Below are 26,022 nucleotides of genomic sequence, written 5' to 3'. Positions count from 1 at the left end.
TCGAGTGACGGCGCACGCCGGCTCGCCACGAACGCGAGCCGGTGTTACTCCACAGTGGGCGCGCTCGGCTCCGTGACTTCCACGATATCGGTCGACGCTACGCCGGCCGCTCGCCGGGCAGCGAGCATTGCGTCGAGCGCTGCAAATTCCTCGCGGTTCAGTCGTTCGTATTCAGCGCGCAACTCGGGGTCGGACAATGCGCGTTTGCGCAGATCGTCATACGTTCCCATATCAAACCTCATCAATTCGATTGCACCGGCGCGATTCCCCGGCAGATTCACGATTACTGCCGCCCCGCCACCGCCAACCGCGCTGCCAGCCCCACGAACACCGACCCGAGCAGATATTGCGGCAGCTTCGACGGGCGGCGGCGCGCGCCGATCCGCTGGCTCAGCCGGCTCGCGGACAGGATGACCGCGCCGTTCACAACGATGCCGATCAGGTTCAGCACCGTCGCCAGCACGAGAATCTGCACGGCGATCGAACCATGTTCGGGCCGCACGAACTGCGGAAACAGCGCGAGCACGAACAGCGCCATCTTCGGGTTCAGCAGGTTCGTCGTCAGCCCCTGGCGGAAGATCGCCGCGCTCGAGTGGCGTCGCGGCGACGCGACGGGCGACAGTGCGGTCGCATCCGAACGGAATGTCTTCCACGCGAGATACAGCAGATAGGCGGCGCCCGCGAAGCGCACGGCGTCATAGGCGAGCGGCACCGCGACGAAGAGCTGCGACAGCCCGAGCGCGGCCGCCAGCGCGTGGCAGTAGGTGCCGGCCTGGATGCCCGCGAGTGTCGCGAAGCCTGCCCGCGGGCCCTGGCTCACGCTGCGGGACGCGATCAGCAGCATGTCGGGGCCCGGCGTGGCGGTCAGCGCGAGACACGCGCCGGAGAACAGCGCGAGCGTGGAGAGGTCGAGCATGGGAGTCCCTTTTGTGGATGCTGCGTAAAAGGGAGGTCAGTTTAGGAGGGCGCGCGAGGCCGGTCAATCGAACGAACGGACGATGGTCTGGCGGGCCGTCGAGGTCGATCGTCAACCCAGACGCGCTGCCTGCGGCACGCCGATCGTGCTCGACGCTGTATCAACGGCACACACCGATGCAGCGCCTGCGTGCGCGACCGCCGCATCGTTCAACGCTTGCGGCAAGCCACCTGATAATCGATCACGGTGTTCGCGGACGGCTTGTCCGGCTCGCCGCCGACCGTCGTCACGCCGAGCACGCCGGCGGCGCTCCGGTAGCGCAGCGCGCAATAGCCCATGCCGGTGCCCGAACATGCTTCGGCTTCGATGATGCCGTGCGTCGCGAGCGTCGCCGCGCCGTCCATCGCATCCGGCTTCTCGCGCGGGCGCAGCGGTTGCCAGCCTTTCGCGATCAGGATCCGTCGCGCGACGTCGAGCGGCTTGCCGTACACGTTGGGCACGACCGCGCGGCCCTGGCAGTACGTGCTTTCAGCCGCGACGCCGGTCAAGCGCAGGCCACCGTTCTCTTCATGCAACTCGCCGACGGGCGGTGCCGGGCCGTCGCCGCCCCAGATCAGCAGCGCGCCGCTTTCCAGCCGATCGGCCGTGCCGAGCTGCCAGCCCGCCTTGCGCGCCGTGTAGCCGAGCGCGACGAGCGTCGTGCCGTCGAACACGCCGACGTTGCCGTTGCGCGCGAAACAGATCGCGCTCGTGCCGGCACTGAATCCGCTCGCGAACGTGACGACGGTGTAGCGGCCGAGCGGCGCTTCTGAAGTCACGATCCAGTCGCGCTTCGCGACTTCACGGCCGGCCGCGGTGGTCGTCTTCGCGCGATATTGCGTGCAGAACGGGTCGAGCGACCCGTTCTCCGGCGAATGCGGCAGCACGCCGAGCGGTACCAGTGACGCGCCCGCGATATCGGAGGTCGTACGCAGCGTTTCGGCCGATGCCGTACCGCCGAGCGCGGCACATGCAACGGCCGCGATCGAAACGATCGAAGCCAGACCACGGGCAAACGGCAACACAACGAAACGGGACACGCAGGCTGTCTCCGGGAAAAGGGGTACGGGAGCGATGATCGCGGGTTTTCGCCCGCGTAGCACGATCGCGCGCATCGGCCGGCAGTTCACCTGCACGCCCCCGACGACTCAGCCCTTCGCGACGACGTCGATCCGCAGCGCTTCGCCGCCGTCGACAATGGCCAGCAGGCGATCGACGTTCGGATGCGCGCCCGGGCGATTGCGTGCGTCGGCCGTATGTTCGGCGAACACCGCGAGGCCGTGCTCGGCCGCTTTCGCGTCGAGCGTGCCGAATGCCTGCTTCAGGTAGTGGTACACCGCGAGCGAGCCTTGCTTGCCCGGCTGGTTCTCGATGGTCGCGACCACGTCGCCGTTCGCGCCGACGAGATCGATGCGCGCGACGCCGTCGATGGCCGGCAGTTGCGCGAGGTTGTCCTTGAATACTTGGGTCGGTTGAATCACTGAAAACACTCCGTCGGTTCGGTCAGGGGCCAATGAGCATGGCCGGCCGTATCTTATCCGATCGGCCTCTGCGCACCGGCCGGCACGCGGGCGCCGGCCGTGTGCCACGCCAGCGCCGCGCTATCGTCCAGCGGCAACGATGCGGTTCAGGCATACGCGGTCGTTGCCCCAACGCGTCGGCCATTGCACCCCACGCCACTACCGCCCCGCGCCGGCCGGCACGCCCGCATCGCGCGAGCGCTCGATGTCCGGGCTGCGATACGCGCGCTCGGGAATCTCGGCGAGCCGAGATGCATGCACCTGATGCGGCGTAAGGCCGTAAAATTTCTGAAAACTCATGATCAGCGGCGACCACTTGTCCGGATCGATGCGGTCCGCATGACCGTCCATCAGCAGGTCGGGATGCACGTGCACGCGCTGGATGCGCAACTCGAACACGCGGATGTGGCCACGCACGTCGGGCGTTTCCTCACCGATCCCATGCGTGGCCGCGACGACCGCTTCCATATGCACCGGGCACTCGAGCGCACGCGGCGGCGCGACGGTTTGCGATACCGCCTCGGTGAGCCCGGCCGTGCCGAACTTGTCGGGTTCGTACACGTAGCCCTTCGCGCGCTTGCCGTCCGGCACCGGGTAGGTGCCCGTCGTGCGCGCGATCCGGTCGACCGCGTGCGCCTGTGCCGACGACGGCAGGTTCAGCACGCACTCGCCGGTGCGCAGCAGGTTGCGGGTGGTCTGCGAACTGGCGGCGATGCCGATCACGCCGCGCCAGCCGAGCCAGAACGCGGACGAGATCGGCGCGAGATTGGCCGTGCCGTCTTCGTTCAGTGTGCTGACCAGCACGACGGGCGTGCCGAAATAGAGGATGTTCGGTTCGGTGACGCAATGCGGAGCGTTCATGATCGGTGCCTTCGTTGAGGGATCAGTCCGCATGCTGATCCTGTCGCGACGGCACGGCGCTCCGAATCTTGTCGTGTCATTCCGGAGGGGGCAGGAACGGCATTTGCGCCGGGCAGGACCGCCCGGCATCGCGCGCGCTTTTCCGCTACAGTAGGAGATCGCAGGCCGCGCCCGCCGCGTCACACGGGCACGCGCGGCCTCGCTCCGCCAACGCACACGAGGGCCTGATGGATACCGAGCAACGCTACACCGCCAACGCGCCGACGCGCGCGGAAGTCGACGCACTGGGCGGCCCGACCGTCATCGAATTCGGCGCGAACTGGTGCGGGATTTGCGCGGGCGCGCAGCCGGCGATCGTCGCGTCGTTTTCCGCGCATCCCGCCGTGCGGCACCTGAAGATCGAGGATGGCCCGGGCCGCCCGCTCGTTCGGCGTGAAGCTGTGGCCCACCCTGGTGTTCCTGCGTGATGGTGTCGAAGTCGCGCGCGTCGTGCGCCCCGCCGACGCGAAGCAGATCGAAGCCGACGGCTTCGCTGCACTTGCCTGAGGTCACGACGATGCAACAGGCGATCACGCATATCGGCATCGACACGCGCGGCAGCGGCCTCGTCGAATTCACGTCGCAGGTGCGCGCGTTCGTCGACCAGCAGGCCATCAGCACCGGCCTGCTCACCGTGTTCTGTCGCCATACCTCGGCATCGCTGCTGATCCAGGAGAATGCCGATGCGTCGGTGCAGCGCGACATCGAGCGCTACTTCGCGACGCTCGCGCCCGAGGACGCCACGCGCTACGAACACGACACCGAAGGCGCCGACGACATGCCGGCGCATCTGCGCACGGCGCTCACGCAGGTGCAATTGTCGATCCCGGTCGAGCAGGGGCGCATGGTGCTCGGCACGTGGCAGGGGATCTACCTGTTTGAGCATCGCCGCGCGGCGCACCGCCGCGATATCGTGCTGCACCTGATCGGCGAGTAAGCGGCAACCAGCGGCAACAAGGGCGCCTCGCCGGCACACCGGCTCAGGCGAGCAGCTTCTCGACGAGCGTGCCGAGTTCGCGCAGGTGGACGGGCTTCGGCAGGAACGCGTCGAACACCTGCTTGTTCTCGCGCAGCGCGGCCGATTCATATGCGCTGACGCCGAGGATCGCCGGATGCCGGCCGTCGTCGTCGGGTACCGCGACCGTGCGAATGCGCCGCGCGACTTCGAAGCCGCTCAAGTCCGGCAGTTCGAGATCGATCACGACGATGTCGTAATGGCCCGTACCGAAGCGCGCGACGCCGCCCTGCCCGGTGCCGCACAGATCGGCGTCGAGGCCGAGCGCCGACAGCATCGCGCCGAGCGTTTCGCGCGCGTTGTCGTCGTCGTCGACCACCAGCGCGCGCCGGTCGCGGTGTACGGCCGCGTGCGGCAGCGCGAGCGCGTCGCCGGCCGCGTGGCCGGCGGTGTCGATGCCGGGCACTTCGGCCGGCAGCGTCACGACGAACTCGCTGCCTTCGCCCACGACGCTGCGCACGTCCACATGCCCGCGCAGCGTCGTCACGATTTCGCGCACGACGGCGAGCCCCATGCCGATCCCGTCCACATGCAGCCCGACCGCGTCGTTCGCGCGATAGAACGGCTCGAAGATCTTCGACAGGTGCGGCTTCGCGATGCCGGTGCCCGTGTCGCGCACGGCGATCTTCAATTGCTGGCCGGCCGGCGCGTCGGCGAGCGTGATCGACACGTCGATCGACCCGCCGAGCGTGTACTTGACCGAGTTCTCGATCAGGTTCGACAGCACCTGGCGCAGCAGCTTGCGATCCGAACGGATCGTGAGGTCGTGCGGCTCGACCTGCTGCGCGATCGCGATCCGCTTCGCCGCGATCTTCTCGCGCAATGGATCGAGCACCTCGGCGAGCAGCGACGCCATGCCGACGGTTTCCCGTTCGGCGAGGCGCTTCGTCGAGCGCAGCTTGATGTAGTCGGTCAGATCCTTGACGAGCGCCTCGAGCGACAACGCGGAATTCTGCAGCCGCCGGATCGTCTTCAGGTTCGCCTCCGACTGCGGGCGCGCGAGCAGGATCTCGACCGATCCGCAGATCGCCTGCAGCGGCGTGCGCAACTCGTGGCTGACCATCCCGAGGAACGCGTTCTTCGCCTCGATCATTTCGAACGCGCGGTCGGACGCCTTGCGTTCCGCGTCGAGCGCCGCGTCCTGCCGCTCGAGCAGGTCGTCACGCGTGCGCATCGTATAGAACAGCAGCAGGAACAGCGCACACAGGATCACGCCGAGCACGATGCCGAGGATCAGGATCGCGCGCTGCTTTTCCTTCAGCTGATGGAACGTGAAGTCGCGCTGCGCCATCTCGATCGCGCGGAAATAGTTCGCGAGGCCGTTGACCTTCGGCCAGTACGCATTGACCTCGTCGATCACCTGCTGCGCGTCTTTCGGCGAATCGCGCAGCAACGGCACTTCGCGCTTCAGGCGCGTCATGAATTCGCCGAGCGCGTCGATCTCGTTGCGCGCGCGCGGGATGCGCAGCCAGTATTCGGATACTTCCGACGGCCGCTGCAGAAAGCCGAACGACACCGACAGGCTGTCGAGCTGCATCTGCACGTGATTGAAGTCGTCGTCCTGGTGCGTCGCGTAGAGGATCAACTGCCGGTCGAACCGCGTATAGACGTTGCGGTATTGCGCGGCGGTCCAGAACACGCCTTCGCGCGGCCCTTCGAGCACGCCTTCGTTGACCGAGGTGGCGAGGAGGTCCCATAGCAGGAACGCCCACGCGGCGAACCCCATGATCCACAGCGCGCCGAGGACCAGGATGATTTTTCTATTTTTCCATCGCCGGCGCTTCATTTCACCGTCAGGCCGATGATCTGCCACGCGAACTTGGCTTCGCCGAGCGGCGTCTTCAGTTCATCGGGATACTGGTCGCGCGGGTACATGATCCACAGCGGGCCGTAGTTGTCGTTGCCGAGCACCTTGCCGTTCATCGTCCGCGCGAGGATCACGCCGTAGCGATCGGCGTCGGACACGGGAATCGTGAACGTGTACTCGTCGATGCAGCGAAACTCGATCTGCGTGCCGTGCGCGCCGACGGTCTTCAGGATGTCGGACAGGCGCGGGCCGGTGAAGGCCGCCTTCGGCGTCCAGCTCGTCGACGTGACGATCGTGTGCTGCGGCAGAGCCATCAGCGCCTGCTCGGAAAACACGTACGCTGTCTTGCCCTGCTGGTTGTGCTTGTCGATCTTGCCGTCGACGGTGAACGTGAACGACGAAGCAGCCCAGGTCGCGGCGGCCATGCCGAGCAGGCAGGCCGTCAGCAGGCACTTGGTCCAGATGGTCGAGATTCGCATGTCTTGCCCTCGGTCGTGCGATGGTGATGTGTCGTTGTGGTCTCAGTTCGCGGCGGCCGTGGCCGGCAGCGTGATTTTCAGTTCGCGCGCCACTTCGGCGAACAGGATTGGCAGGCGCACCGGTTTTTCCTCGCAGCGCGCGTTGTAGTGCGACACGATGTGCGCGATTTCGTCCTCGCTGGCTTCGCCGGTCGAGATCTTGCCGGTCAGCAGGAAGATCGGCGCGCCGCTGTTCTCGCTCGAGCGGATGCCGCGCACGAGTTCGGCGGCGGTCTGGTCGCCGAGCATCCAGTCGAGGATGTAGCCGTCGAAATCCTCGACCTCCAGTGCCTTGCGGAACGCCGTGCCGTCGAAGTACGGAATCGCGTTCACGCCTTTTTCGATGAAATATTCACATACCGTTTCAGCGACATCCTGCGAATCGTCGACCACGGCGATGCGCGCCGCATACACGTTCGGCTGGGTCGAGCGCAGTTCGATGACGTCGACCGGATACGTGCGGCCCTCGCGCGCGTGCTGACGCTCGGTGATCAGCCACTCGCCCTGCCACTGCAGCGCGACGAAATCCGTCTCGCTCTGGCTGCTGGCCTTGGTCGAGATCGCGGCGCGGCAGCGAAAGCGCCGCGACTCGATCACGAGCGTCGCGTCGATCATCTCGGCGGCGGCCGGCTGCGTGCCCTTGTCGTCGAGCAGGATCGCGGGCGGCACGCCGAAGTGCGTCGCGATGTCCTGCAACTGCGACAGGTTCCACGGGATCAGGCCTTTCATCTTGCGCGTGACGACCGAGAAGCTCAGGCCGAGCACGTTCGCGATCGTCGTGTTGTGACTTCGCGGCGGAATCCCGTTCCGGTTCAGTAGGTCGCGCACCTTGTTGGCGGTGATCAGATCGACGTTGGCCTGCTCGCTGTTGGGCATCTCGATGGGGTCTCCAGGGGTTTTTGGCGAGGGTGAGCATATCAAAACTGACGTGTCATGCAAGCTTTGAAAAAGCGAATGACCTTGACATGCCTTTTTTCTTCATTATTATTGCTCACCACGTCACTATTGTTTGTCGCGTCATGTTTGGAGATCGATGCCGGCAACAGCCGGAACAACGAAAAGCGACAGCAATAAAGCAGTGACGGAACGATTCGAAGAGAGAACCTGAGAGAGCCTTGGAGTGCGTGTCGGCGTCGGCGGATCGTATCCGTTGCGCCGCACGCCACCGGGTGCGAGCTCACGGGGGTGGGATAGCTCGAAGAATTGCGGCGCCAATAAAACCTGAGGAAAGTAACAATGTACCGCCGTTTGATCGCACCGGGGCTGCTGTTGCTATTGGCCGCGTGCGCGCAGGATCCGTCCCTCACCAGCAACACGGTGCGGATCTGCGACGACACCGGCTGTTCCGACCGTCCTAAAGATCAGGTCTCCTATCAAAAGAGGGACGATTCGGAAGACCAGGAAAGCCCGCGCATCGCTGCGCTGAAGCAGACCGCGAAGACCCAGCCGAAGGCCGCCTACGACCTCGGCCTGCGTTATTTCCGTGGCGACGGCGTGCGCCAGGACAGCTACCAGGCACTCAAGTGGATGCGCGAGGCCGCCGAGCGTGGCGACCTGCAGGCGCAGAAGGCGCTCGGCAGTTTCTACCTGTTCGGCCTCGAGGAAATGGGCTCCGACGCGCGCGAAGCGGAGAAGTGGCTGTCGATCGCGGCCGGCCGCGGCGACAAGGAGTCGAAGAAGCTGCTCGATCTGGCGCGCAAGGCCAAGAAGGAAGACGAAGAAGACTGGAAATGGCGCACGGAATGGCGTGACCGCTATTACGGCTACTGGTACTCGGGCTATCCGTACTACGGCGTCTGGCAACAGACGTACTGGTACTACTGACCGGGCCTGAAGCAACGGGGGCAGTCGCGGGGAGACCACCATCGCGCGCCAGCCGGGGGGGGCTTATCGAAGTTCGCACGAACACATAAGCCGAACAACGACTCTAAATCGATCGACAACGACATGAAGACCAACCTTTCCCAACGTCTCACTCAAGGTGCGCTGGCGGCAGCGCTGTGCGCGTCCGTGGCAGGCTGCGGCGGCGTGGTGACACCCGGCGGCCAGAACGCCGGCGTGACGGGCGCGGCGGCCGGCGGCGCGAGCGCCGGCGCCGATTCGCAACTGCAGCGCTGCACGTCGCCGCTGGGCACGATCGCGGTCGACGACGGGCGCAACGCCGACTGGTGGGGCCCGTTCGGCAGCGCGACCAAGATGACGACGATCGACCCGCTGCTGCGCCTGGCCGTGCAACAGTCGAACTGCTTCGTGATCACGTCGATCGGCAACCAGAAGAGCGACGCGCGCCTGTCGCGCATCACGCAGCTGCAGCGCAACTCGGGCGAATACCGTGCGGGCTCGAAGCAGCAGAAGGGCCAGCGTGTCGCGGCCGACTATTACATGGAACCGCAGATCGTCATCAACGATTCGCCGATCGGCGGCATCGGCAGCATGATCGGCGGGCTGATCGGCAACAGCGCGGTCGCGGCGGTGGCCGGCCACCTGCAGACGAAGGCCTCGGTCGTCACGTTGACGCTGTTCGACGTGCGCTCGGCCGTGCAGATCGCGGCATCGGAAGGCAGCTCGACGGCGACCAACTACGGTGCGGCGCTGGGCGGCTTCGGCGGCGGCGTGGGCGGCGCGCTCGCCGGCTTCTCGTCGACGCCGGAAGGCAAGGCGACCGTCGTCGCGTTCATCGACGCATACAACAAGATGGTCGTTGCGCTGCGCAGCTACAAGGCGCAGGACGTCAAGGGCGGCCTCGGCCGCGGTGGCCAGCTGCAGGTCAACTGACGTCCCCGGGCCGGCGATGCACCGCCGGCCGATTCGTGATTCCTGATTCGTGACTGTCCGTGCGCGCGGCGTGATCCGCGCGTACCGGCTTCGTTCGTCCTTTTTGCATTGAGGTGATCCCGATGAAAGCCGTGCCCTGATCGCATTGACCTGTCTGGCGCTGACCGCTTGCGGCGGCGACGATTCCTCGCCCGCGGCGTCGGGCGGATCGGGCTCGAGCAACAACGGCGGCACCGGTGGAACCGGCGGCACGGGTTCGGGCGGGACGGGAAGCGGGGGCAGCGGTGGTTCCGGCGGCTCGGGCGGCTCGGGCGGCGCCACGCTGACGTGGCGCTACGAGGCGCAGCCCGTCGCGGCCGACAAGGCGAGCTTCCTGACGCTGGTCAACAGCGAAGGCGCGAAGGGCTACCGCTATCTGGGCGACTACTTCTACAGCGCGAGCAACGGCGGGACGCAATCGATCTTCGTGAACGACGGCACCGCGCAAACCTACACGTACCAGTTGCAGAACGCCCCGGCCGACCTGACGTCCTTCGTCAACACGGCCAATGCGCAAGGGGCGGGCGGCTACCGCTACGAAGGGCCGCTCACGTACGGCGATCTCTATCGCAAGGACGGCGGCTCGTCGGCGACGTACACGTACACGACGACGGGCTTGCCGGCCGACGCGAATGCGTTCCTCACGCAGGCAAACGGCCAGGGCCAGTCGGGCTACTGGTTCCTGGGGCCGATCGCGGTGGCATCGGTGCAGGCGAACATCTACATGAAGAACGACGCGTCGAGCGCGACCTATACGTACGACGCGCTGGCGCCGGCGTCGACCGTCAGCGACTTCATCGCGCAGGCCAACAGCGAAGGGGCGAAGGGGTATCGCGCGAAGGGTGCGATGGCGTTCGGCGCGGCGATCTCATGGGTCTACGTGAAGGACCAGACGCAGTCGCCGACCTTCACGTACCAGTCGGCCGCGATCCAGTCGACCGGTGCGAGCTTCGTCCAGCAGTCGAACACGTTCGGCGGGCAGGGCAGCGCGTATCTGAGCGACATGGCGCTCGGCACCACGCCGCCGCTCGCGATGGCATCGTTCTATTTCACGCCGAAGAACTGCACGGGTTTCCTGTGCACGACGCTGAATCCGCTCACGCAGAACTGAGCGAACGACGCGGCTGCGACAGCCGCCGGCCCGGGCATTTTTCGAAGCGGGGCGAGGGCCGGAGAATGGCACTGCCCTGCTTTTTTGCATCCGGCACGGACCCGGCGATCACGTACGTCGTTCCGACCCTCGCTGACCGAATCGGGATGGGGATTTAGTTCAAGTTCCAAATAGTAATTAATTTATATTGGACGTGTACTAAACCGTTCATTTCGGACTGATTTTAGGAAAACCGTTTGGCATGATCGTGGCATTCCAATTCCCTGGGCCACTTTCGTCCGCGATACCGGAGCCGGATGCAGACGCGTTCCGGTGCCCCGGCGTCGTCGCATTGCGACATGCCAAACAGTCCGCTCCAATCCATTCGCCGCTATCAGAACATCTCGGTGTTCGGCGGCGGGATCGTCGTCACGATCCTGATCCTGATCGCCTGCGCGCTCGGGATGGGTTCGATCGTGTACGGCTATCTCGATGGTGAGCGGCACAACTTCCTGACGGGCATGGTGCAGACGCTCAACGAGATCAAGGTGAGCGAGACGTCGTTCCGCAACGGCGTGACCAATGCACAGCTGATCTGGCGCGAAACCGGGCCGGTGCCCGACGAGGTGGTCGACGCGTTCTATGAAGCGGGCGAGCGCACCGCGATCAAGCCTTATCCATCTGTCGTGTTCGGCGTATCGGAGCAGCCTGCCGACCGAGCCGAGGTGGCCCGCTACCTGTCGCTGTCGGTGCTGCTGGCGCGCATCTGCGCGGCGAGTTCGATCAATCGCGGGCACACGCTCGTCGGCTATCACTACAGCACGCGCACGGGCCTGCTCGGGCTCGTGCCGGATTCGGGCGCCGGCGGTGGGGTGCTTGCGACGCCGGAAGGCCGCGCGCGCGTGATGGATGCGCTGCGGATCGATTTCGGCACAGGCCCGGCGCAGGCGGCCGGCACCACCGGCCGCCCGCACGTGCACTGGCTGCCGCCGTTCGTCGATCCGATATCGGGCGCCGCGCGCATCCGGCTCGCCGCGCAGGCGCAGGTCGACGGCGAGCCGTTCGCGGTGCTCGTCACCGAATATGCGCCCGAGCACCTGCTGTCGTGGCAGATCGAGCATCCGGTCGACGGCGTATTCTTCGTGACGACCGGCGACAACCGTCTCGTCGCGGCGAGCGCCGGCGTGGCCGGCGATGAAGCACGCACCGGCCGCCTGCTGGCGCTCGATCCGTCGCGCGATCGCACGAAGCCCGAGCAGGCTGCGTTCCGCGACGGCTTCGTGATTTTCCACGGCACCCTCGATGCAACGGGCTGGACGCTGGCGTATGCGTTGCCGTGGACGGACGTCGTCGCGAACGTCGCGTGGCGGGCGAGCCTGCTGCTCGGCGCGTCGCTGCTCACCATCGCGATCATGTGGATCCTGCTCGTGCGCTTCCATCGCCGGGTGTTCGCGTCCGTCTATGCGCGCTCGCAGCGCGTGTTCGACAGCGAAGCGCTGTGCCGCAGCGTGATCGAGACGGCGCCGATCGGCCTCGGCCTGATCTCGCGCGCCGATGGCCACTTCATGCTCGTCAGCCCCGCGCTGGCCGAGATGCTCGCGCGGCTCGGCAGCGACTATCGCGCGCTGTCCGCGCAGGCGGTGGCGCGCTACGACGCGTTCATCGAAGGCGGCGCGGCCGGCGGCACGATGCAGACCGATTTCGTGCTGGCCGATGCGGATGCCGGCGCGGCGCCGCTGCATCTCGAGGTGAGCGCCAGCGGCGCGCGCTACCAGGAGATCGACGTGCTGATCGTCGCGGTTGCCGACGTCACCGCTCGGCGGCAACTCGTTCGTCAACTCGAGGAAGCCGTGCGCGCGGCCGATTCGGCGAATGCGGCCAAGTCGTCGTTCCTGGCGGCGATCACGCACGAGATCCGCACGCCGCTCAACGTGATCCTCGGCAATCTCGAACTGCTCGATCGTTCCGCGCTGGATGCATCACAGCACGGTCGCGTGCAGACGCTGCGTACCGCTGCATCGGGGCTGCTCGGCCTCGTCAGCGACATCCTCGATTTCTCGAAAATCGAAGCGGGTGCGATGACCGTCGAAGCGATCGAATTCGACGTGATCGGCGTGATCGAGCGCACGCTCGGCGCGTTCGCGCCGGTCGCGAAGGCGAAGGGGCTGTCGCTGTTCTGCGAAATCGACGCGAGCGATGCGCAGCGAATGCGCGGCGACCCGACCCGGCTCGGGCAGGTGCTCGGCAACCTGCTGAGCAACGCGATCAAGTTCACCGCCAGCGGGCACGTGCTGGTGCGCGTGTCGATTGCGTCGGCCGGATGCGGCGACGCCGAGTTGTCGATCGCGGTCGAGGACACCGGCATCGGCATCGCGGGCGCCGATCGGCACAAGCTGTTCAAGGCGTTCTCGCAGGTCGATGCGTCGATCACGCGCCGCTATGGCGGCACCGGGCTGGGGCTTGCGCTGTGCGATCGCCTCGCGGTCGCGATGGGCGGACGGATCGACGTGGCGAGCGTACCGGGCACCGGCAGCCGCTTCACGTTGACGGTGCCGCTCGGGGAGGCGGTCGTGCCGCTCGACGCGCATTCCGCGCGCGGCGTGCGCGCGCCGGTGATCGTCGTCGGGCGCACGGAATGGCAGCGCTTCGCGTTGCCGCATCTGCGCGCATGGGGCTTCGACGTCCACGGTTACGAGCGCCCGGCACTGATCCCGGCTGACCGTCGTGCGCGGGCTGCCGCGATCGTCCTGTTCGGCGATTCGGACGCCTGGTCGCGCGTGGAGCTCGACGGCCTGGGCGGCGCGTGCCCGGTCGTGCTCGCCACGCCGGACGGCCCGCTGCGAGCCTATCGGGCGGGCAGGACGATACGCGTGTCGAGTTATGCGCTGAGTGGCTTCAAGGCCGCGCTCGGGCAAGCGATGACCGACACCGGAGGCCTTGCCGCGCAACGGCCGGCGCTCACGCACGTGGAAGCCGCTCGTCCGGGCGCATGGCGTGTGGTGCTCGCCGGCATCGATTCCGTCACCAGCACCCTGTTGCGGGAGCAGTTTGACGTGCTGGGCTGCGAGGTGCAGACGGCCGGGTCGGCCGAAGCGGCGCTCGACCTGCTGGCCACCGGAGCGTGGCACATGCTGCTGGTGGACGCCGGCCTGCCGGACATGTCGGTCTGCGCGCTGGCGAACGCCGTGCGCGATCTCGGCATGGGCGGTGACGTGGTGGTCGTGACGTCGCATGTCGCGCCCGCCGACCGGCGGCAGTATGCGGACGCGGGCATCGACTGCGTGCTGACGAAACCGGTGACGCTCGCGCACCTGCGCGGCGCGTTGGCAGGCATCGCTCGACGGCGCGGTGCGCCGGAGCGGGGAGTCGGGACACAAGAACAGGACGTTGCGCACTTCGCACACGGTGGCACGGCATGAACGCGTGTCGATTGTCGTGGGCGGGCCCGACGAGGTCCGAAGGATGGAAGGCAGCGCGTCGCACGGGCTACGGCGGCGTAGATCAATCAGGTGAGAAGAGGGGAAGACCGTGCGCTACATGGTGAAAGTCTTCGTGATGTTGCTCGATTTCGCCACGCTTCCCGAGAAATCCAGACGGGATTTTCTCGGCAGGATGAACGAATTCCTGATCATGTCGCCGATGCAGAAGCGGCGCGCGATCACCGAATGGAAGCAGACGATCGAGGAACGGGGCGAATCGGGCGAAGGTGTCCACCGACCCTAACGGCGATTCGGATGCCGGCAAGCGCTCGATGCGCGGCCGGCTCGCTGCTGCGCGAGTGGTTGCAATGGGACAGGGATCGGGACGGGACAGGGCGAGCCCGGCGCTGCGTTCCGGCCCGGGAAGCCACTGCATGCGTCGGCGCGTGTCTCGTACACATGCGTAGTGCCGGCCCGGAAGGGCATGCCGATCGGCAACAGCCTGCGCGCGCGCGGCTGTCGTGCCCGTGCAGGGCATGTCGCACGGCGACGCGATTTACCGTAAGCATCAGCCTGTCGGCCGATGCTTACGGTCTTGCCCACGTTTTATCTTAAAATCGAGTCGCGCTTGCATTCTCCGATGTGTCGAATGCGGCGGGTCGAATCGACGGCCCGTCGGTTGGATGGAACGGAACCGGAACGGTTGCCCGCCCGCATCCTGCGGCTGTCGGTGAGTGCGCGATCAAAAGCCTCGGGGAGAAATGGGACGATGGATGAATTCTTTGTGCGTGTGATGGTGGCGGACGACCACCCATCAGCCGCGATCGGGATGTCGCAGGCGCTTGCCGACAGCAGCACGATCCGGCTCGTCGGTTCCGTGTCCAATTCGACCGATCTCGTGGCGGCGCTCGACGAGAAACCGAGCGACGTGCTGGTGGTCGACTACGTCATGCCCGGCGGCAAGTTCGGCGACGGGCTCGTGCTGCTGTCGTTCCTGCAGCGTCGCTACCCGGCGCTGAAGCTCGTGACGATCACGATGATCGACAACCCCAGCGTGCTGCATGCGATCCGCAAGCAGGGCGTCGGTTGCATCCTGAGCAAGTCGGATGCGATTTCCCACCTCGTCGGCGCGGTGCACGCGGCATACGTCGGCGCCAATTACCTGTCGCCGCATATCAAGCAACTGCTGGAGTCGGCGGGCACGTCGGATACGAGCCGCCCGCTGACGATCCGCGAGATCGAGGTGGTGCGGCTGTTCGGCGCCGGCTATACGGTCGGCGAGATTGCCACGCAGCTCCATCGCAGCAAGCAGACGATCAGTTCGCAGAAAACGAGCGCGATGAAGAAGCTTGGCATCGCGCGCGACGCCGACCTGATCCGCTATGCGAGCGACGGCAATCTGGCCGACGTGGCGGCGCCCGATGGCCCGGCCGCCGGCGAATAGCCAGTACGCCGCGCATCGTCATGCCGGATGCATCGGAAGCCGCACCGCACGACGGCGGACAGTCCGGCCGGGCGGCAAGCCGGACGCCATGCGCACCGAATGTGACCTTTCCGTCCGGCGCCGCCGATAACGATCCATGCCCGCAAAACTGAAAAGACTCGCGTCGCACGCGGCCACGGCCGTGACCGGCAACAAGGCGTTCGATCCGCACCGGGTCCGGCGTCAACAGCAGTTCCTGCTGTACGGCGGCGGCACGGCGGTCACGCTGTTCATGCTCGTCTGTGCGGCGCTTGTCGTGCGGCTCGACGTGCAGGACTATTACTCGCGCGCGCGTTCGACGTTTCTGCAGCGCGAAACCGTGTTTTACGCGACGCAGCGGACCACGGACCGGTTGCTACTGGACCTCGGGAACCGGGTGGAACAGGTCTGGAACCGGGACGTGCAACCGTCGCCGGACGCGTTCCACTCATTTTCAGCGGAGCAGGGCCGGCTGCCCGTGCGGACCGGGGGCGGAGGGCAGCCGATCTTTTTGCTGGCCGGGATCGGGGCGGGCCATTCCGCCGAATCTTATACGCGGTATCTCGGCACCGTGCTCGGGCTGGTCGGTTCGTATACGCGATATCGGCCTCAGCCGGCCGGTGCCGAACCCTTCGGCGGCTATCTGATCGGACTCGACGCACCGTTCCTCGCCGTGATGGGCGAAGGGCTCGTTGCGCGCACGCGTGCGCTTCCACCCGATACGGACGTGACGGCGCTGATTGCCGGGCTGATGCCCACCGGTGCGGCGAAGCAGAAGCCCGACATGGAGAACGTCACGTTCATGCTCGATCGCCGCTTCGATCCGATCGCCGGGCGCACGCTCGTGCGGTTCGCCCGGCGGCTCGACGATGAAGCCGGGCGGCCATTCGGCTGGCTCGTGTTCGCCGGCACGTTCAACCTCAGCGACGTCATGTCGCCGGACTCGGACGACGAGGATGTCGCTGTCGTCGATGCGAGCCGGAATATCGTGTTCGGGCGGTTGCGCGATCCGGCGATGATCGGGCACGCGCTGGCCGGCGCACGCGATCCGTTCGGCAAGCACGTGACCGTGCGCCGGGTCGGCACGCGGTTCGTCGTCAGCGACCGCCTGCCCGATTCGAGTCTCGTCTTGATGACGACTTTCTCGTGGCGCAGCGTGGCGAAAGCGACGTGGGTCGGCGTGAGCGTGACGCTCGGCACGGCGCTGTTCGGCATTGCGCTGCTCTGGTTCACGATCGTCCTGTTCGACCGTCGCGCCCTGCTTCCGGCGAACCGGCGCGCGATCCGCCTGATCGAAAGCGAGGCGTTCAACCGGACGTTGATTCGCCATGCGCCGGCCGGGCTGCTGCTGCTGTCGGTGGCCGACGGCGATACGGTGGTGTGCAACGAAGCCGTGCTTGCCTACGACAGCGACGCAACGGGGCTGCCGCTCGGCAAGCGCATCTGGCAGGCTTATCGGGAGCGCGACGACGGCACAGGCGACCGGCGCCGCATCGTGCAGCACGAGTTCGCCGTCGAGCGGGCGGGACGCGAGACGGTCTATCTTGCCGTTCACGTCGTCAGGACCAAGTTCCGCGGCGTCGATGTGTTGCTTTGCACGCTGACCGACGTCACGGCCCGCAAGCTGACGGAGGACAAGTTGAGGGAAGCGCGCATCGCGGCGGACGATGCGAACAAGGCGAAATCGACGTTCCTCGCGACGATGAGCCACGAAATCCGCACGCCGCTCAATGCGATCGTCGGCAACCTGGAGCTCATGGAGCGAGTTCAACTGCCTGAGGTCGAGCGGCGCCGCCTGAAGACGATCGTGTCGTCGTCGGATGCGCTGCTGCGCGTGATCAACGACGTGCTCGACCTGTCGAAGGCGGAATCGAACCAGATGGCGCTGGAGCAGATCCCGTTCGATCCGCGGCGCGTGCTGACGGAGGTCGCGGCGATCTTCCGGCCGCTCGCGGAAGCGAAGGGGCTGGCGCTCGAATGCGGTGTCGCGGCCGACCTGGCCGACGGCTACATCGGCGATCCGACGCGCTTGCGCCAGCTCGTGTCGAACCTCGTGGGCAATGCGATCAAGTTCACCGAGCACGGCGGCATCGCGATCGATGCGCGACTCGCGTGCGGCGACGCCGGCGTGCGCGACGTCGAAATCGCCGTGCGCGATACGGGCGTCGGCATTCCCGACGACGCGTTGCCGACACTGTTCGACGTCTACATGCAGGCCGATGCGTCGATCTATCGCCGATTCGGCGGCACCGGGCTGGGGTTGCCGCTGTGTCGCCGTATTGCGCGATTGATGCACGGCGAACTGACGGTCGAGAGCCGGGTGGGCGAGGGTTCGACGTTCACGGCAACACTGCCGTTGCCCGAGGCACCGGCCGGCTGGCGGAGCATCGAGCCCGAACAGGATGCGGCGCACGATGCGCGCACGCCGGACCAGCGCGATGACGTGGAACCGCTGCGCGTGCTGGTGGCCGAGGATCACCCGGCCAGCCGCGCGCTGTTGCGGGATCAGCTCGACGCGCTCGGCCACGACGCGACGATCGTCGAGAACGGGATGGAAGCGATGCGCGCGTATTTCGTGCATCCGTTCGATATCGTGCTGACCGATCTGAGCATGCCGCAGCTCGACGGTTTTGCGCTGGCGAATTTCCTGCGCGAGCAGGGTGAGAAGGTCCCGGTGATCGCGATGACCGCGCATGCGACCGATGAAGACCGGCGCCGCTGCGTGCAGGTGGGCGCGGCGGAGGTGGTGCTCAAGCCGTTGTCGATCGATGTGCTCGACGCGGTGCTGCGTCGGCATGACGGGCGGCACGGCGAGACGGCGGCGCACGCGCAGGCCGATACGCGTGTGCAGGCGCCGGTCGTCACCGGCGAAATTCGCCGCACCCTGCGCGAAGCCACGCTGCGCTCGCTGGGCACGATCGAGGCGGCGCTGTCGAACGGCGACGCGCATGCGCTTGCAGTGGAACTGCATTCGATGCGCGGCGGTTTCGCGCTGGCCGGCGACAGTGTCGCGCGCGACGCATGTGCACAGATGGAAACAACCGTGAATACGGGCGGCGCGGCGGCGTTCGAATCGCACTGGGACGCGTTCAGGGGCGAGATCGAACATGCACTGGAGCGGATCGGCCATTGAATTGCCGCGGCGATCGTCAAGGATCGCCCACCTGTCGGACAGCACGCCATGATGCCGTTCGACGCGCGGATTGAAATGACCCGCAGCAAAATCGGATAGCGGCGACTTCATTAAAAGAAAACAAGCGCGCCGCACGAGGATGGGTCGCGATCGCGTGGCCCCGCAGCGCATTGACGGATGCGCCCGTCCGATGAGCGGACAGGTCATCGTGATGGTGTTCCGCCGCCCGCCGTGGCACGACCGGTACGAACAAATCTTTAAAACGGCCTGACAATCAACGAATTAACGCGACAAATATTTTAATTTCATACTTGTACTAGGTATTTTGAAGTCGTTGTGAAAGGTTGTCCTATCGCCCACTTGCAGCTGCTCATCGAAAATTACGTCAGTGGAATTGATCTTCCACACGTTTGAATACTGATTGATTAATTAGTCGGTATTCGATCTCCGTAAATCAATCTTTTAAATTGAGATCCATCGATGAAACTCAGCAAACTCGTTCTGGCAATGGGCGTGACCACGGCACTGTTCGGCATGGCGCACACGGCTCAAGCCGAATCGGTGTCGAAGAAGATCACGCTGACCGCGCAGATCAACGACGGCATCTTCGTGTCGAAGCCGGACGGCTCGACGTGGTACAGCACGGAAGAGCTGCAGCCCACCGACTACACGCAAACGAAGTTCTCGAAGTCGCTGCCGATCCGCGTGTTCACGAAGAACTCCGACTTCAACATTTCGCTCGCACAGCCGCTGAAGCTGTCGAATGGCAACTACGAAATGACGAGCCCGGTGATCACGCTCGGCAGTGCCGCGGGTGAAAAGGAAGTCAAGTTCGGCGCGGTCCAGCCGATCAAGCAAACGGTCGCGGGCAACGGTGGCTTCGACGAAATCCACAACGTGAACATCAAGGTCGACGCACCGAAGATGGTCGGTTCGAACAGCACCAACGGCAGCTACAGCGGCGATCTCGTGATGGTGTTCGAGCCGGTCGCGGCAGCCGGCGGTGGTGATACGCCGGCCACGAAGTAACTCTCAGTAGTTCCCTCGCGAAGCCCCGCCTCGGGGGCTTCGCTCCCGCGCCTTGTTTCTGCGCCCAGGTGGCATTTCCACTCTGGATTCCGATTTCGTTCCTGTTGCCAAGAGAATAGCGTGTTGACCTATCGAGCTCCGTTTCCGTTCAATAGGCTGTGGCTCGGTGCATTCGTGCTCATCTCGTCGCAGTCGTTTGCCGAAGTCAAGGTGTCGTATGGCGTGCCTGAGGGGTTCAGCGCCGCTGAAATGGACGATAGCGCGAATTATGTCGCGACGTTCAACGGCAAGACGTTGCCGGGTTTCGTGCGTTATTCGGCGACGGAAGCAGCGCTCGATTTCGACGCGGCAAAGTACGCGGCAAACGGCGTTTCGCCGGATGATGTCGATATTATTCGCAACGTCATTTCCAAGGTTGACTACAAGCGGTGCAGCAAGGGCTGCGATATCGAGGTTGAGGGTTATTACGTCACGATCGACAAGCTCAAGCGCTCGATATCGATTCGCGATACGCGCGAGGATTACTTCGCACCACAAACGAGCTTCGGCCTGGTCAACAACCAGTCGGTCGACTTCCGCGCGTCGTCCGACGGTTATCGCGCCGCCAACCTGAATGGCGCGACCTGGGTCGGCCTGCCGTCGCGCAGCTTCGGCTACGTCAGCTGGTACGCGAACCGCACGGAAACGCGCGGCTCGAGCTACGGCTCGCAGGGCGTCTCGTCGTATTACCTGCAAAAGAACTTCGCGCGAACCTACGTGCGGGCTGGTAAGCAGAACAGCATCGACTACGCGTCCGGTTCGGTCAGCACGCTGCTGTCACCGAGTTTCGACCAGTTCGTGACATTCGGCAGCCAGAGCAACCTGCAGGTCGATCGCAGCGCGGGTTCGCTGGTGCTGTATGCGACGGCGGAAGGCAACTACGAGTTTTACCGGAACGGCCGCCTGATCATGAAGCGCCCGGCCGTGCTCGGCCGCAACGAGATCAGCTTCGCGGATCTGCCCGGCGGCTATTACCCGGTGCAGGTGCGCCTGGTCGACCGCAACGGCAACGTGATCACGCAGGAAATCCGCGAGATCAACAACGTCAACTTCGGCGCCGCCAGCGGCAATGCGTGGCATTTCACAGTCGGCAAGGAGATGAGCGAGCGCGGCGGCTTCCTGATGGAAGCCGCGATGAGCCGGAACTTCCGCCAGTTCTACATGAACGCGTCGACGCTCGTCGGCCGCGGTGGCGACTGGGCGGCGGAAGTGAACGTCACGCGCCCGACGCAGATTGGCGACGTCGACATCACCCCCACGCTCGGCGTGCTGGCGGGCGATCGCAAGGCGGGCGGCTACGTCAGCATGGCCGCATCGAGCGAAGCCCTCGGCAGCCTTTCGGCCAGTCATTATCTGAACAACGAGGTGTCGCGGTTCTATGCAGGCACGTCGAGCACCAGCGTGTCGTACAGCCGCACGCTGCGCAAGGCGACCGTCGGCTACAACTACCAGCAGTCGGGTTTCGGTGCGACGCACCAGGCGGAAGTGCGCTGGAACTATCGGCCGAACGGTTTGTGGGCAACGTTCGCGCTCGGCGTGCAGAAGGGCAGCTTCAGCCGCACGAGCGACGGATATGGCGTGTATTTCAACATGACCATGCAGCTCGACAAGGTTCAGGCGAGCTTCAGCGCCGCGCGCTCCGGCGGCCAGACGCAATTGAGCGGCGACTACCGGAAGGATTTCCAGGACGGATTCGGTACGACGACGCTCGGGGTCACGGGCAACCGCATCAATTCCGATTACGGCGTGAACGTATATGGCTCGCGTTCGGGCACACGCGGCGAGGCGTCGCTGAACGTCGGCTACAACGGCGATGCCTCCAACGTCGATTTCAACTATCGCGGCATGGTCGCGGCCAGCCGCGATGGCGTCGCATTCGGTCGCTACAGCAATGGCGGCAGCGCGATGTTGCTGCGCACGCCGAAGCTCGACGGAATGAACTACGGCTTCAACGTGGAAGGCAATCCGGTGGGCGGCGGCAGCACCTATGCGGTGCCGTTGAATACGTATTCCGACGTTGCATTCGCGCGCGTGTACAGCAACAACGACAAGCTCGACATGAATATCGAAGTGCCCGCCAACATCGTCCGCGCGCATCCGGGCCAGGTGTATGCGGCCAATGCGAAGGTCGACATCAACATGATCTACAGCGGCTTCCTGAAGGATGCCGATGGCAAGCCTGTCAGCGGCAAGATCGTCGAGACGGGGGACGTCGCGCATCGCAACGGCCTGTTCTCGATCGTCAGCAAGACGCTGCTGTCGCAGATCACGGTCGACCAGGGCGGGCATCGGTACACCTGCAGCCTCAAGGATGCAAGTGGCAGCGATTTCCGCTGCACATTGCCCGGGCTCAATGAATCAAAGGAGTAAGCATATGAAATTCAACGTGAAGCATTGGATGTTCGCTTGCGTTGCGCTGGCTTGCGCGACCGTGCAGCCCGCGCAGGCGGAAGGCGAACTGATGGTGATGCCGGCCGCGACCCGCGTGTACGCCACGCACGATCAGAAAGTGACCGTGCGAAACATGGGCGACGCACCGCTCTACTTGTCGATCACGCTGCAGAAGATCATGAATCCGGGCGTGACGCCCGAGAAGAAAGTCGACCTCGGGCAACTGGACAATCCGGGCGTGCTCGCCAGCCCGGACAAGCTCACGCTCGGGCCGGGCCAGAGCCGGCAGATCGAGTTGAAGTCGTTGATGGAACCCGCGCAGGAAGAGCTCTACCGGCTGTACGTGGTGCCGATCAGGTCGCTGAAGGTGGACGACGCGCCGAAAGACAAGATTACCGCGCCGATGTCGGTGGCAATCGGCTATGGCGTGCTGGTCCGGCATTTGCCACCGCCCGGCAAGTTGAAGGTGGCATGGACCCATCGCTGCGAGGAGGGCGGCATGACGCTGGAAAGCACCGGCAATGTGCGCACGTTGTTCTCGGACGTGTCGTATGACGGTGTGAAGCAGCCGCAGACGATCGCGGTATTCCCGGGCACGCCGCAGCATTTCGCGACCAAGCGCATGACGCTCAGTGTCGACGGTACACCCAACACGCTGCACTGTCCGTGATGAAGCGCACGCTGTGCTGGGCGCTGGGTGCGTTGGCGCTGCTTTGCTGCAGCGGCAGTTTTGCCGCGGGCATCCTGAAGTTGTCTCGCACCGAGCTCACGTTGTCGCCCGACAAACCCGCGAGCGAACTGTGGGTGGAAAACGTCGGCGATACGCCGTTGTATCTCGACATCTCGCAGCAGCGCGTCTCGAATCCGGGGTACATGCCGGAGCAGCTCGTACCGGTCGAAGAGGTGTCGCAGCCGACGTTGCTGGTCTTGCCCAATCGGCTAGTGCTGTCGCCGGGGCAGAAATACCGGATGGCGTTGAAAGCGCTTTCCACACCGGATGAGCCTCAAGTGTGGCGAGTGACATTCCGGCCCCGCGAGCACGTTGTCGTTGACGCTGGTCGCGACGGCGACACAACGGCGCCGCTGTTCGTCAGTATCGGCTACGGCGTGGTGATCTATCAGCTTAAAAACATGGGCAAGTAAGGGGCATCAGAGTAGTTGACGGGTAGTTGGCGGCGGGGGCGGCGCGAATACCTCCTGGCTTTCAGCGCGAACGGCCGAAATGATTTGACAATGGGTGGAAAAATGACATCTAAAGGACGAGTATTCAAGTGGATCGAAACGGCTTTCCTTATTTCGATCCTCTCGGTATTTGCCGATAGTGCGTTTGCATGGAGTACTGCGATACCGGGTTCGGTGATCGATAGATACGGATCTTGTTCTTGGAGCGAGAACGGCGATGGGACCAGTACGCTAAGAGTAAGAATCGATTTTAAACCGGGGTGGGATGTGCCCCCCAGGGGGATCTTCCAGAGTCGTGGGATCTTGCTTTATACATACGACAAGTATGGAAATATGAACTTGTCTTCTACTCCGGCAAATTCGGTCACAATGAATGGTGTGCACAATAAGGCGATTTGGCAGGGCGGGTACGGATACTTGATGTATACCGGAGGGTTGGCTTCGAATCAGACGCCGGAATGGAATAAGAGAGGGGCTTTTGTCGCTGATGTGGAAGTTGTGATCAACAACAGTGTCGTCTCGGATTGGCCCGCGTTATCTATTCGAGCGGGTAATTACACGGACGATACGCATGTCGTGGAAGCCACGGGAGGGGCATATCTGGGGCGCTTCGGAACTGCTAGTAACTGCACGGTGGTTGATCCAGAGACGCCGCCATCCCCCCCGATCGTGCTCAAGATGAACGCACCTGATTGGAACCTTGGCGAGTTGCCGGAAGGTGATTCGGAAAAGATGCTGTCCGGCGCGGATCAGCTTTGTTTTACGTATGATGGTCCTGTTGTCAGTGGCAAGAAATTCGTGATCGATGCGACCAGCGTTAATGGTGTTGTCGGGAATCGCTACAGGTTAAGGAATGTGAGCGACGCAACACAATTCATCCCGTATGACGTGACATTGAACAGCGGTTCGTCGACCACTCATCTACCGAATACGAATAACACGGCGTTGTCTCTCAACAGTTCGGGAAAGACTTGTTTCGCTCCGACGTTCAAGACGACGGTGGGGCGCGAACTGAAAGAGGGCGACTACAACGACGTTCTTGTTTTTACGGTTGTGACGAAAGCGTAGGAGCGCGTATGAAACAGGTGATTCAACGTTGCGTGTGTGCCGGGTTGATCGGCGTGTCGGCCGCAGTATCCGCGGAGTCGGTGGTGCTGGACGGCAAGTTCACGAGCAAGGTGACCGCACGAGTCGTCAAACCAAACAAGCTGATCGTGACCGACGACAAAGGCGGTTGGTTCGAGCAGGGCATGGAGATGCAGCAACTCGGCGGGTGGGATACACCTTACGACGTGCAGGCGCGCTTGAAGGTCGTTTCGACCAGCGGGAAATTCCAGGTGCGCCTCGATTCGCCTTTGACGATTACGCATCGGTCGAATCCAGAACTTGTCTTTCGCAGGCCGGTTGTTCAGCTGGGGCCGGATGGCGGCGTGTTGAAGCCGATTGCGGTCGGACAGGGCACGGAATTTCAGAATCCTGCGCCGCCGGTGGCGGGTACCGATTCGATTGGTTATTACAACCTCGATGTGTCGGCATACCCGCCCGCTGGGGATTTCAAATCTACCGTAGGTACATATAGCGGTGTGCTGTCGATGACGTTCGAACCGGTGATCAAGGCGCCTTGATGGTCGACGTGCGATCGAGCACGCATCAATCAGCGTCGTCGGAGATCGGGCGGACACCGGCCGAAGGAGATTTATCTATGAAACGAATTTCAGGCGCGCTGTTGCAGGTTGCTCGCGTGGCTGCGCTAGCCTTTCCCGTATCAGCCGCCGCTGCGATTGACTTGATTCCGAAGGACATCACACTAAAACACGACGTCGACTCGGTCCAGGTGGTCAATAACGGAGCGCGCACCGAGTACGTGAGTGTGTCGTTGTCGCGCCTGCTGAACCCCGGCGTGCCGCTGGAAAGCGAGCGTCTCGAAGCCGTTGGCGATGTCGCACAGCCGTCCCTTTATGCGTATCCGTTCCGAATGACGCTGGCGCCTGGCCAGACGAAGACCATCACGATCAAGGCATTGCGTGCGGTCGACACGGAAACGGTCTACCGACTCGACGTGAAGCCGGTCATCAAGGTGCTCGGCGCCGGCCATACGAAGCCGTCCGCCAGTATCGTTGCCAACCTCGCGTTCAGCGGGATCGTACGCCAGTTGCCGTCTAAAACCCGGGCGACGCTCGCCGTCACGTGCGAAGCGTCTGGTGCACGGCTGACGGCCACCGGTAATGTCCACTATCGCGTGGAAGGCGCCAAATCGGACGGACAAGATCTCGACGCTTTCAACGTGTATCCGGGTGTCCCGCTTCCCGTGTCCGGGCGCATCGTCGACATTCCCGGTCATTCCCGCTGCGACGGGGCGGCTGCGAAGTAAGCCCGCCCGATTGAAGATGCATGCGCGGTACTCGGGGAGGCACGCAATCGCGTACCGGTGCTGCAGCCGCCATGCATGCCGATGTTTCGGATAACGACACTCCTCTCTATCTTATCGAGTCCCGGTTTGGCGTCTCCGTTTGGATCGCTCCGTAGCATCGACTTGCCGTCGTTTTCGCGAATGATGTCGGCCTTGCCGGCGGTGATGTTCTCGCCGGTGGGCAGCGCGAAGGCGGGCAGGCTGACGATGCCGAGCAGGGAGAGAGCGGCGGCGACGCGCTTGGCGCTGCCGGGTTTGGCGCGCCGGCGCGCGGTTTCCCCGACCGCGCTCCAGCATCCCTGGGCCTGGTTCCAGGCCAGTACGTAGGTTCTGTTCAT

24 protein-coding genes and 1 pseudogene are annotated in these 26,022 nt (G+C 64.5%); 16 read left to right on the top strand and 9 right to left on the bottom strand.

From position 1 onward, the window contains the following. Positions 1–44 precede the first annotated feature (44 nt). The 5 genes from QZM35_RS27875 to QZM35_RS27855 form a co-directional block, all read right to left on the bottom strand. A complete protein-coding gene (locus tag QZM35_RS27875; RefSeq protein ID WP_301777241.1) occupies positions 45–281 on the bottom strand; it encodes a hypothetical protein in 237 nt (78 codons plus the stop codon). A 2-nt stretch (positions 282–283) separates the two neighbouring features. Beyond that, positions 284–916: a LysE family translocator gene (locus tag QZM35_RS27870; protein WP_089428531.1), complete on the bottom strand. Its 633-nt coding sequence runs from the start codon at positions 914–916 to the stop codon at positions 284–286. Positions 917–1,125: 209 nt separating this feature from the next. Continuing rightward, positions 1,126–1,995: a hypothetical protein gene (locus QZM35_RS27865; RefSeq protein ID WP_301777240.1), complete on the bottom strand. Its 870-nt coding sequence runs from the start codon at positions 1,993–1,995 to the stop codon at positions 1,126–1,128. 108 nt (positions 1,996–2,103) lie between these two features. After that, positions 2,104–2,436 carry a DUF2322 family protein gene (locus QZM35_RS27860; RefSeq protein ID WP_041493406.1) on the bottom strand — a complete coding sequence of 111 codons (333 nt, stop codon included), beginning with the start codon at positions 2,434–2,436 and terminating at the stop codon, positions 2,104–2,106. Positions 2,437–2,634: 198 nt separating this feature from the next. Then, positions 2,635–3,336 carry a flavin reductase family protein gene (locus QZM35_RS27855; RefSeq protein ID WP_301777239.1) on the bottom strand — a complete coding sequence of 234 codons (702 nt, stop codon included), beginning with the start codon at positions 3,334–3,336 and terminating at the stop codon, positions 2,635–2,637. Between the two features lie 227 nt (positions 3,337–3,563). Between QZM35_RS27855 and QZM35_RS27850 the strand changes: the two are divergent. Next, positions 3,564–3,882: pseudogene (locus tag QZM35_RS27850) on the top strand (thioredoxin family protein). A 10-nt stretch (positions 3,883–3,892) separates the two neighbouring features. Beyond that, positions 3,893–4,312 (top strand): secondary thiamine-phosphate synthase enzyme YjbQ, encoded by a 420-nt coding sequence (locus QZM35_RS27845; RefSeq protein ID WP_301777238.1) that lies wholly within the window; start codon positions 3,893–3,895, stop codon positions 4,310–4,312. A gap of 43 nt (positions 4,313–4,355) precedes the next feature. Here QZM35_RS27845 and atsR read toward each other — a convergent pair whose 3' ends face one another. The 3 genes from atsR to QZM35_RS27830 are packed head-to-tail and all read right to left on the bottom strand — an operon-like array spanning position 4,356 to position 7,591. Continuing rightward, positions 4,356–6,176 carry a hybrid sensor histidine kinase/response regulator AtsR gene (gene atsR, locus QZM35_RS27840; protein WP_301777237.1) on the bottom strand — a complete coding sequence of 607 codons (1,821 nt, stop codon included), beginning with the start codon at positions 6,174–6,176 and terminating at the stop codon, positions 4,356–4,358. Then, on the bottom strand, positions 6,173–6,676 hold the full coding sequence (locus QZM35_RS27835; protein WP_069250582.1) for a molybdopterin-dependent oxidoreductase: 504 nt from the start codon (positions 6,674–6,676) through the stop codon (positions 6,173–6,175). Before QZM35_RS27835 ends, atsR begins: the two co-directional genes overlap by 4 nt. Positions 6,677–6,718: 42 nt before the next feature. Next, the gene (locus tag QZM35_RS27830; protein ID WP_089428525.1) at positions 6,719–7,591 is read right to left on the bottom strand and encodes a helix-turn-helix domain-containing protein; all 873 of its coding nucleotides are present in this window, start codon (positions 7,589–7,591) and stop codon (positions 6,719–6,721) included. Between the two features lie 360 nt (positions 7,592–7,951). Here QZM35_RS27830 and QZM35_RS27825 point away from each other — a divergent pair, with 360 nt between their 5' ends. From QZM35_RS27825 to QZM35_RS27760, 14 genes are all read left to right on the top strand, one after another. Next, positions 7,952–8,539, top strand: coding sequence for a tetratricopeptide repeat protein (locus QZM35_RS27825; RefSeq protein ID WP_089432014.1), 588 nt, complete (start codon positions 7,952–7,954; stop codon positions 8,537–8,539). 123 nt (positions 8,540–8,662) lie between these two features. Then, the gene (locus tag QZM35_RS27820; RefSeq protein ID WP_089428523.1) at positions 8,663–9,490 is read left to right on the top strand and encodes a hypothetical protein; all 828 of its coding nucleotides are present in this window, start codon (positions 8,663–8,665) and stop codon (positions 9,488–9,490) included. 145 nt (positions 9,491–9,635) lie between these two features. After that, a complete protein-coding gene (locus tag QZM35_RS27815; protein WP_301777236.1) occupies positions 9,636–10,640 on the top strand; it encodes a hypothetical protein in 1,005 nt (334 codons plus the stop codon). Positions 10,641–10,978: 338 nt separating this feature from the next. Beyond that, positions 10,979–14,038, top strand: a complete 3,060-nt coding sequence (locus QZM35_RS27810) for an ATP-binding protein (protein WP_301777235.1) — start codon at positions 10,979–10,981, stop codon at positions 14,036–14,038. A 118-nt stretch (positions 14,039–14,156) separates the two neighbouring features. After that, the gene (locus QZM35_RS27805; RefSeq protein WP_174975451.1) at positions 14,157–14,342 is read left to right on the top strand and encodes a hypothetical protein; all 186 of its coding nucleotides are present in this window, start codon (positions 14,157–14,159) and stop codon (positions 14,340–14,342) included. A 465-nt stretch (positions 14,343–14,807) separates the two neighbouring features. Further along, a complete protein-coding gene (locus QZM35_RS27800; RefSeq protein ID WP_089428519.1) occupies positions 14,808–15,482 on the top strand; it encodes a response regulator in 675 nt (224 codons plus the stop codon). Positions 15,483–15,618: 136 nt separating this feature from the next. Beyond that, positions 15,619–18,633 (top strand): hybrid sensor histidine kinase/response regulator, encoded by a 3,015-nt coding sequence (locus QZM35_RS27795; protein WP_301777234.1) that lies wholly within the window; start codon positions 15,619–15,621, stop codon positions 18,631–18,633. 480 nt (positions 18,634–19,113) lie between these two features. Continuing rightward, a complete protein-coding gene (locus QZM35_RS27790) occupies positions 19,114–19,662 on the top strand; it encodes a CS1 type fimbrial major subunit (protein ID WP_089428517.1) in 549 nt (182 codons plus the stop codon). A 249-nt stretch (positions 19,663–19,911) separates the two neighbouring features. Then, entirely contained in the window at positions 19,912–22,071 is a 2,160-nt protein-coding gene (locus tag QZM35_RS27785; protein WP_089433240.1) for a TcfC E-set like domain-containing protein, read from the top strand. A 28-nt stretch (positions 22,072–22,099) separates the two neighbouring features. Further along, entirely contained in the window at positions 22,100–22,762 is a 663-nt protein-coding gene (locus QZM35_RS27780) for a pilus assembly protein (protein ID WP_089429193.1), read from the top strand. Next, entirely contained in the window at positions 22,762–23,235 is a 474-nt protein-coding gene (locus QZM35_RS27775; protein ID WP_089428516.1) for a hypothetical protein, read from the top strand. The genes QZM35_RS27780 and QZM35_RS27775 overlap by 1 nt, the downstream gene beginning before the upstream one ends. Before the next feature lie 378 nt (positions 23,236–23,613). Beyond that, positions 23,614–24,342, top strand: coding sequence for a hypothetical protein (locus QZM35_RS27770; RefSeq protein WP_143329859.1), 729 nt, complete (start codon positions 23,614–23,616; stop codon positions 24,340–24,342). A gap of 8 nt (positions 24,343–24,350) precedes the next feature. Further along, on the top strand, positions 24,351–24,899 hold the full coding sequence (locus QZM35_RS27765; protein WP_089428515.1) for a hypothetical protein: 549 nt from the start codon (positions 24,351–24,353) through the stop codon (positions 24,897–24,899). 77 nt (positions 24,900–24,976) lie between these two features. After that, a complete protein-coding gene (locus QZM35_RS27760; RefSeq protein WP_254600291.1) occupies positions 24,977–25,645 on the top strand; it encodes a hypothetical protein in 669 nt (222 codons plus the stop codon). Here QZM35_RS27760 and QZM35_RS27755 read toward each other — a convergent pair. Further along, entirely contained in the window at positions 25,612–26,022 is a 411-nt protein-coding gene (locus tag QZM35_RS27755) for an ESPR domain-containing protein (RefSeq protein WP_301777233.1), read from the bottom strand. The two genes, QZM35_RS27760 and QZM35_RS27755, sit on opposite strands and share 34 nt — an antisense overlap.

The sequence above is a fragment of the Burkholderia sp. AU45274 genome (assembly GCF_030482505.1).
Lineage (GTDB): Bacteria > Pseudomonadota > Gammaproteobacteria > Burkholderiales > Burkholderiaceae > Burkholderia.
Note: the sequence above shows the minus strand (reverse complement) of the source record. Positions and strands in the feature narration are given on the sequence as shown.